Origin of the sequence: Segatella copri DSM 18205, from assembly GCF_025151535.1 — a bacterium.
GTDB lineage: Bacteria > Bacteroidota > Bacteroidia > Bacteroidales > Bacteroidaceae > Prevotella > Prevotella copri.
On the sequence record NZ_CP102288.1, the window covers coordinates 3,176,732 to 3,185,000 of the forward strand.

The following is an 8,269-nucleotide window of genomic DNA, read 5'->3' on the forward strand; positions in this document are numbered from 1 at the left end:
TTAGATGGCATTCTTGCCAATACCTTAATTTATATATAAGGATTTAAATTTCTGCAGAAGGTCCGTCAATCTTTCTGATTCTCTCAATCACCTCCTGAGGAAGCTTGATAGGCAGATGCTCCTCTGGGTCGAAGAGCATGGCGGTGCAGATGCAGTATTTGCGGTTGGTACGATGGAGGACATCTACGTTGATGCAACCCTCGCAACCACGCCAGAATGACTCGTCATCGGTCAGGTCGGCGAAGGTAACAGGAAGATAACCCAGCTGGGTGTTCATCTTCATGACAGCCGAACCGGATGTCAAAGAGAAAATCTTGGCATGAGGCCATCGCTGTCGGGCAAGCGTAAAGGTAAAGTTCTTGATGCGTTTAGCCAGTCCCATACCACGGAAGTCTGGGTGAACGATCAAACCTGATGTGGTAACATAGTGCTTGTTGCCCCATGTTTCGATGTAGCTGAAACCTGCGAACTTTTCGCCCTGGAGAGCGATGACCGCCTTGGCTTCGCGCATCTTGGTGGCAACATACTCTGGTGAACGCTTGGCGATACCAGAACCACGCTTCTTTGCAGCTTCTGCAATTGTAGTCAGAATGGTGTCGATGTACTTGATGTGACTTTCGTCAGCCACCATTACTTTAACTTCTGCTTCTTCCATTTTTTCTCTTCTATCTTAAAATGTTTTTGTTTTAATATTCTTTCTTTATATATAATAAGGTGTATGTTTTGCATAAAAAAGCAACTACCTTATACATATTTATGGTGAACGTCTGGAATTACCTCTGCTAGTGCATTGATGATTTCCTCTTCTGTGGTACCTTTCTTTTTAACCAGGAAGATAGTGTCGTCACCGGCGATGGTTCCAAGAATTTGAGAAATATCACTATTGTCTATGTTATAGGCAATGCTGCTTGCATATCCCGGACGGGTCTTGATCACGACCATGTTCCCGGAGAAGTTGATTGATTGAAATCCGGTATTCACCATCATCTTGCTCACTGGAATATGGTTTGATACTCTCTTATATAATGTATCGTTGGGCAGGACATACGCATATTTTCCACTCGAAGATGCTGCCTTTGCTACCTTGAGCAGTTTTAAATCACGGCTCAATGTAGCTTGCGTAATCTTAAAGCCTTCTTTGTGAAGAGCCTCCAAAAGTTGGTCTTGTGAACTCAACTCCTGACTTGATATAAGCATCTTCAAAGTTTCCAATCTGCTATTCTTTGCCTTCATATGCTGTATTTTTATTCGTTTAACGGCTGCAAAATTACAATATATTTTGCAAATAACCAAATAATATGAAAGAAAAATGCATAAAATAACATTATTTTGTCTTTAGATATGCATAAATGTGGAATAATTATGCAAATATTGCCTTCTTTCATACAAATTTTCTACACTTGGCTTTTGATGCAGAATAGCCTTTTTATCCATTTTAAGCTAATTATTGTAAATTATTGAAAAAAAGTCTACGAAAACCGCATCGGTTCAATTAGTTTTTGTTATCTTTGCAGACACAATTCTTAGATTATAATCAACTTAATATAAAATAAACCTTTAGAAGATGGAAAAAATGAATGTTAAACCAGCAGAAGGTAAGCTGGGAATCTTGGTTGTTGGTTGTGGCGCAGTAGCTACTACCTTCATGACCGGTGTTTTCATGACTCGTAAGGGACTTGCGAAGCCAGTAGGTTCAATGACTCAGTACGACAAGATTCGTGTTGGCAAGGGTGCAGACAAGAAATATTTGCACTACAAGGACATCGTTCCTCTTGCTGATCTTAATGATATCGTATTCGGTACTTGGGATGTTTATCCGCAGAATGCTTATCAGGCAGCTATGTATGCTGAGGTATTGAAGGAGAAAGATATCAATCCTGTACGCGAGGAGTTGGAGAAGGTAGTACCAATGAAGGCTGCTTTCGACAAGAACTATGCAAAGCGTCTTGATGGCGACAATGTGAAGGATTGCAAGACCCGCTGGGAGATGGTAGAGGCTCTTCGTCAGGATATTCGCGACTTCAAGGAGAAGAACGGTTGTGCCCGTATCGTTGTTATCTGGGCAGCATCTACCGAAATCTATGTTCCTGTAGATATGGAGATTCATGGTACATTGGCAGCACTTGAGGCTGCAATGAAGGCTGACGACCGCCAGCATGTAGCTCCATCCATGTGCTACGCTTATGCTGCTTTGACAGAGGGTGCTCCTTTCATCATGGGTGCTCCTAATACAACTGTTGATATTCCTGCTATGTGGGAACTCGCAGAGAAGACCAAGATGCCTATCGCCGGTAAGGACTTCAAGACAGGCCAGACTCTTGTCAAGAGTGGTTTCGCTCCTATCATCGGTACCCGTTGTCTCGGCTTGAATGGCTGGTTCTCTACCAATATTCTCGGCAACCGTGATGGTCTCGTTCTCGATGAACCTGCTAATTTCCATACCAAGGAGGTAAGTAAACTCTCTACTCTTGAGACAATCCTGAAACCAGAAACTCAGCCAGATCTCTATGGTCATGGTAACGATGAAGATACTCAGTACTATCATAAGGTACGTATCAACTATTATCCACCTCGTAACGATAACAAGGAGGGTTGGGATAATATCGATATCTTCGGCTGGATGGGTTACCCAATGCAGATTAAGATTAACTTCCTCTGCCGTGACTCAATCCTTGCTGCTCCATTGCTGCTCGACCTTACATTGTTGAGCGATCTTGCTGCTCGTGCAGGCCGATTCGGAATCCAGCGTTTCTTGAGTTTCTTCCTTAAGGCACCTATGCACGATTATACTAAGGGTGAAGAGCCTGTGAACCATCTCTACCAGCAGTATACGATGCTGAAGAATGCTATCCGTGAGATGGGAGGTTACGAGGCCGATGAGGAAATCGACTAATTAGGTTATTTCATTTAATACTACACCTTATTATATAAGGCATTAAATTTATATCATGGCACACCTTTGGAATGTTAGAATATCTCTCCATAGGTGTGCCTTTTTGTTTATTTATATAGAAAGTAGACATGGATTCGGTAACGAGTTTTATTTATGGTATGAGCATGATGTTCTTCTCCATGATGGCTTTCCTGTTTTGGAGAAAAGGAAAGGAGATGCTCTTTCGGATGATTATGTGGCTCATGATTGTGGTCGACCTGCAGTTGGTAAAGGACATGGTTTTCTTTCAGATTTATGGTTTTGACAACGAGCATGCGTGGTATCTTACGTCTTCGTTGGATATGATGATTATTCCGTTCTACAGCTTTGTGTTGATGGAACTGGTGAAGCCGGGCTGGTTCAGATGGGTGAAAGCTTTGATGCTGGAATTGCCTTTCCTCTTGTTGCCGGTGTTCTATATTTTTACCCATAATATCATCTGGTTTTATGTGCTTTCTGCCTGGGGAGCCATTTATGGATTCTCTACCTTTATATTGCTTTTCTTTATGATTCGGAGGTATCACCGCCAGCTGAAAGAGCGCTTTTCTTATCAGGAAAATATTAATCTGAATTGGCTTCTTGCCATTCTCAATACCTTCTTCCTGATTCTGTTTTTATGGACGCTGAGCTGTTTCGTTATTAATGTGGATTACGACAATATCTATATGGTAAGCTCTCTGATACTCTGGATGCTGATAGATTATTTTGTTTATAGGCATGAGTCTGTGATAGAAGAGTTGAGCGATATTGAAATTGTACCGTTAGAGCAGAACGAAGTAGATGTTTCGGGGATGGCTGCTGAGGTGCAGCGGTTGTTCGAGGAAGATAGAATCTATCTCAATCCGAAACTGAAATTGTCTGATGTGGCGCTGGCTGTAGGTACGAACCGTACTTATCTGAGTCGCTATTTTAACCGGCAGAATGGGCAGACGTTTTATGATTATGTGAATTCTTATCGTATACAGTATGCTGAGAATTTGTTGAAATCAACGAACTTTCCTTTGCCGGAAATCGCCATCAAATCGGGATTTAATTCTATTTCTACGTTCAGAAGAGTATTTTTTGCCTCTTTTGGTTGCTCTCCTAATAAATATAGGGTAAATGCATAAGTTATTGGTGTTTAGGTAGTTTCTAAAAATCAGTGGTACACTGAAAAATGTCAAAAGACACTTTTTGTCCATTTGAAACTTATTTTTGCTATTTTGAAACCATGGTTCTCATTTTTTTTTCCTATCTTTGCACCATAGAACTTTTTGAAGAGAATATAACTCTAGCATTTACTTTTTCTAGGAATAAAAAAAATAAAGGTTGGCCAACCCGTTGAGGGCAAGCCAACCTTTCTCGTTATGTATGTTATTCTTTGTTTTTTTACTTTATTCCCGGTTCCCGTTTTCATTATTCCTTGTTGCTGCCTCCGAAGATGCGGAGCAAGTAGAGGAAGAGATTGATAAAATCGAGATACAGGGTCAAGGCTCCGATGAGTGCCAGTTTCTGTGCGCCCTCGCTCATGTCGTATTGTGTCTGGAGCATCTGCTTGATCTTCTGACTGTCCCAAGCGGTCAAGCCAACGAAGATGGCTACGCCGGCGTAACTCAAAATGTAATCAAACCCTGAACTCTTCAAGAACATGTTTACTACGGTAGCGATAATCAGGCCTATCAGCGCCATGAAGAGTATTTTTCCGAAAGAGGTCAAATCCTTCTTGGTTGTGTAACCATAGAAAGCCATTGCTCCGAATGTGCCGGCTGTAATAAAAAATACCTTGGCAATACTGGTCATCGTATAAACTACGAATACGGATGAAAGCATGGCACCATTCAAAACCGAGTAGACGATGAAGAGTAGGGTGGCCGTAGTCAGGGAGAGTCTCTGTAGGGCACCAGTAATGATGAATACCAGGGCGAGTTCTGCGATAATCAGGCCAAAGAGCAAGCCGCGGCTTGTCATCAAGGTCATCAGCAGGGTAGGACTGCTAGCCACACCATAGGCAGTAACGCCCGTAATCAGGAGAGCTAAGGTCATCCATGTATACACTTTGCGCATCAAAGCAGAGAAAACACCGCTTATACCTCGCTCTTTCTCATTAACAGCAAAGCCATTGCTCTCCTGGTTGTTCTGACTATTTATCAGATTGTACATTTCCTTTTCTGTCATAATTCTATTTTCTTTTGTTATTTATGGTCTATTGAATAATATAATAAGCGCAAAGATAATGCCAATTATTGAAACGAACGATAATCTCTGCGCTTTATTAACATTTATTCCGTAATTTTACGTCATTCATTCCTTTATTTAAGGGCTGTCTTCTTTACGGCTATCTGTTTTCCGCCTCGCGTTACCTCTACGGCTACAGTTCCATTTACTGGTGAGCGAAGCTGTTCTGTTTCAGATTTTGCCTGTTTCTGAAGTGCCAGGACACCTGAGGTTCCGTATATTCTGATGATGTCGTTCTGTTTCAGACCCTTTATCAGGATATGATAGTTGCCGTTAGGAATGATGGTGATGTCTGACTTCATGTCAGCCTCCTTGCGGTTGAAACTGATCTGCCATTGCCATCTTAATCTCTTATCTTCTCTTTCTTCTACCAGTCTCATACGCTATTCGTTTTATTTCGAATGCAAAGATACGTCTTTTCCGTTTTCTACCTATGCGATTTGTGCGATTTGCGTGGATTCGGGAAATAAAGTGCGAAAAATATCATGGAATCATTCAGAAAAATATCTCCGAAGGATAAGATAATATCTCCGAAAGATAGCAGAATATCTCCGAAGGATAAACCCAGAAGACAAATGTAGGTAATCCGATGACGAAGATATGGAAACTGGGTTGTGGTGACGAGGTGAAGGGTGAAGGGTATATTTTAAATCTTATATTATATTCTTTTTTATAGGATTTTTGGAAAAACCGAAAAACCAGCAAGATGAAAAAATGGATTTTTCCTTTACCCGCGCGTATATATAAAAAAGAGTTTTCAAACCTTCACCCTTCACCTTTTTATTTAACGTTTTATGTGTCAAATAGTTACGGGTGAAGGGTGGTGAAGGGTGTTTTTCGCTTTTTAGAAACATATTTTAAGAATTCAACCCGTTTTTACATATTTTAAGTATTTGTTTTCTATTCCGAAATGGGTATCTTTTTTAGAGGGTCCTCTTTTTTATGATTTCTTTCTATGGAAATTTCTGAGAATCCCTGTCTAATCAGTATCCTTGATGTATAAGCCGTTAAAATATTGTCAGCGAAATAAAGTTAATGGCTACGGATAAGCGTCAATTTTTAAATATAAATTAACTAAAAAGCATTATAACCTAGAATTATATTGTGCGCTTGCGTATACGCCTAAGTGCGTGCACTGGCGAGCGCATATATATAATAATGTAAGCAGCTAAAATCTATTGCATAAAGTCTTTATAGATGTTAAAAAACCGAATAAAAAAGCAACTTTTTGCAAAAAGATTTGGTGGAATGAAAAATAGTTAGTACTTTTGCACTCGCTTTTGAGAAATACACTTTCTCTTAGCGATTAAAGAAAGAGTTCTTTGAAAGATTTTACATAAACAGACAAGTAGTACAAGAAGCGGTTAACTTCTTAGAAATAAGAAAGTTGACTGGGTAAAAGAAACGAACCGTCAAGCAATTGACAAGTCAGGTTTACTAAGCTTCAATAAACGAAAAGGATATTCGTCCTAAGTACAGACAACAAACACTTCGCTAGACTTTCGGGTATAGCAAAGTAAAAATGATATTTTACAATGGAGAGTTTGATCCTGGCTCAGGATGAACGCTAGCTACAGGCTTAACACATGCAAGTCGAGGGGAAACGACATCGAAAGCTTGCTTTTGATGGGCGTCGACCGGCGCACGGGTGAGTAACGCGTATCCAACCTGCCCACCACTTGGGGATAACCTTGCGAAAGTAAGACTAATACCCAATGATATCTCTAGAAGACATCTGAAAGAGATTAAAGATTTATCGGTGATGGATGGGGATGCGTCTGATTAGCTTGTTGGCGGGGTAACGGCCCACCAAGGCGACGATCAGTAGGGGTTCTGAGAGGAAGGTCCCCCACATTGGAACTGAGACACGGTCCAAACTCCTACGGGAGGCAGCAGTGAGGAATATTGGTCAATGGGCGAGAGCCTGAACCAGCCAAGTAGCGTGCAGGATGACGGCCCTATGGGTTGTAAACTGCTTTTATAAGGGAATAAAGTTAGTCTCGTGAGACTTTTTGCATGTACCTTATGAATAAGGACCGGCTAATTCCGTGCCAGCAGCCGCGGTAATACGGAAGGTCCGGGCGTTATCCGGATTTATTGGGTTTAAAGGGAGCGTAGGCCGGAGATTAAGCGTGTTGTGAAATGTAGGCGCTCAACGTCTGCACTGCAGCGCGAACTGGTTTCCTTGAGTACGCACAAAGTGGGCGGAATTCGTGGTGTAGCGGTGAAATGCTTAGATATCACGAAGAACTCCGATTGCGAAGGCAGCTCACTGGAGCGCAACTGACGCTGAAGCTCGAAAGTGCGGGTATCGAACAGGATTAGATACCCTGGTAGTCCGCACGGTAAACGATGGATGCCCGCTGTTGGTCTGAACAGGTCAGCGGCCAAGCGAAAGCATTAAGCATCCCACCTGGGGAGTACGCCGGCAACGGTGAAACTCAAAGGAATTGACGGGGGCCCGCACAAGCGGAGGAACATGTGGTTTAATTCGATGATACGCGAGGAACCTTACCCGGGCTTGAATTGCAGAGGAAGGATTTGGAGACAATGACGCCCTTCGGGGCCTCTGTGAAGGTGCTGCATGGTTGTCGTCAGCTCGTGCCGTGAGGTGTCGGCTTAAGTGCCATAACGAGCGCAACCCCTCTCCTTAGTTGCCATCAGGTTATGCTGGGCACTCTGGGGACACTGCCACCGTAAGGTGTGAGGAAGGTGGGGATGACGTCAAATCAGCACGGCCCTTACGTCCGGGGCTACACACGTGTTACAATGGCAGGTACAGAGAGACGGTTGTACGTAAGTACGATCAAATCCTTAAAGCCTGTCTCAGTTCGGACTGGGGTCTGCAACCCGACCCCACGAAGCTGGATTCGCTAGTAATCGCGCATCAGCCATGGCGCGGTGAATACGTTCCCGGGCCTTGTACACACCGCCCGTCAAGCCATGAAAGCCGGGGGCGCCTAAAGTCCGTGACCGTAAGGAGCGGCCTAGGGCGAAACTGGTAATTGGGGCTAAGTCGTAACAAGGTAGCCGTACCGGAAGGTGCGGCTGGAACACCTCCTTTCTGGAGAGACGAATTTCCTATGAAGATTTAGGAACTGGATTTAAAAGTTCGCTTCTCTT

6 protein-coding genes and 1 rRNA gene are annotated in these 8,269 nt (G+C 42.7%); 3 read left to right on the plus strand and 4 right to left on the minus strand.

Annotation, left to right across the window (positions count from 1 at the left end):
• Window positions 1-43: 43 nt before the first annotated feature.
• Together NQ544_RS13275 and argR are read right to left on the minus strand one after the other, a co-directional pair.
• Entirely contained in the window at window positions 44-655 is a 612-nt protein-coding gene (locus NQ544_RS13275) for a GNAT family N-acetyltransferase (RefSeq protein ID WP_006847532.1), read from the minus strand.
• Window positions 656-744: 89 nt separating this feature from the next.
• Window positions 745-1,233, minus strand: a complete 489-nt coding sequence (gene argR / locus NQ544_RS13280; RefSeq protein WP_006847530.1) for an arginine repressor — start codon at window positions 1,231-1,233, stop codon at window positions 745-747.
• 331 nt (window positions 1,234-1,564) lie between these two features.
• Here argR and NQ544_RS13285 point away from each other — a divergent pair, with 331 nt between their 5' ends.
• Both NQ544_RS13285 and NQ544_RS13290 read left to right on the plus strand, forming a co-directional pair.
• Window positions 1,565-2,893 (plus strand): inositol-3-phosphate synthase, encoded by a 1,329-nt coding sequence (locus NQ544_RS13285; RefSeq protein WP_006847528.1) that lies wholly within the window; start codon window positions 1,565-1,567, stop codon window positions 2,891-2,893.
• A gap of 128 nt (window positions 2,894-3,021) precedes the next feature.
• Window positions 3,022-4,041, plus strand: a complete 1,020-nt coding sequence (locus NQ544_RS13290; RefSeq protein ID WP_006847527.1) for a helix-turn-helix domain-containing protein — start codon at window positions 3,022-3,024, stop codon at window positions 4,039-4,041.
• Between the two features lie 286 nt (window positions 4,042-4,327).
• Here NQ544_RS13290 and NQ544_RS13295 read toward each other — a convergent pair whose 3' ends face one another.
• Both NQ544_RS13295 and NQ544_RS13300 read right to left on the minus strand, forming a co-directional pair.
• On the minus strand, window positions 4,328-5,086 hold the full coding sequence (locus NQ544_RS13295) for a Bax inhibitor-1/YccA family protein (protein ID WP_006847525.1): 759 nt from the start codon (window positions 5,084-5,086) through the stop codon (window positions 4,328-4,330).
• 134 nt (window positions 5,087-5,220) lie between these two features.
• Complete coding sequence (locus NQ544_RS13300) at window positions 5,221-5,526, minus strand: hypothetical protein (RefSeq protein WP_006847524.1); 306 nt, start codon at window positions 5,524-5,526, stop codon at window positions 5,221-5,223.
• Window positions 5,527-6,678: 1,152 nt separating this feature from the next.
• On the opposite strand from NQ544_RS13300, the gene NQ544_RS13305 reads away from it, so the two are divergent.
• Window positions 6,679-8,210 (plus strand): 16S ribosomal RNA (locus tag NQ544_RS13305).
• Window positions 8,211-8,269: the final 59 nt, after the last annotated feature.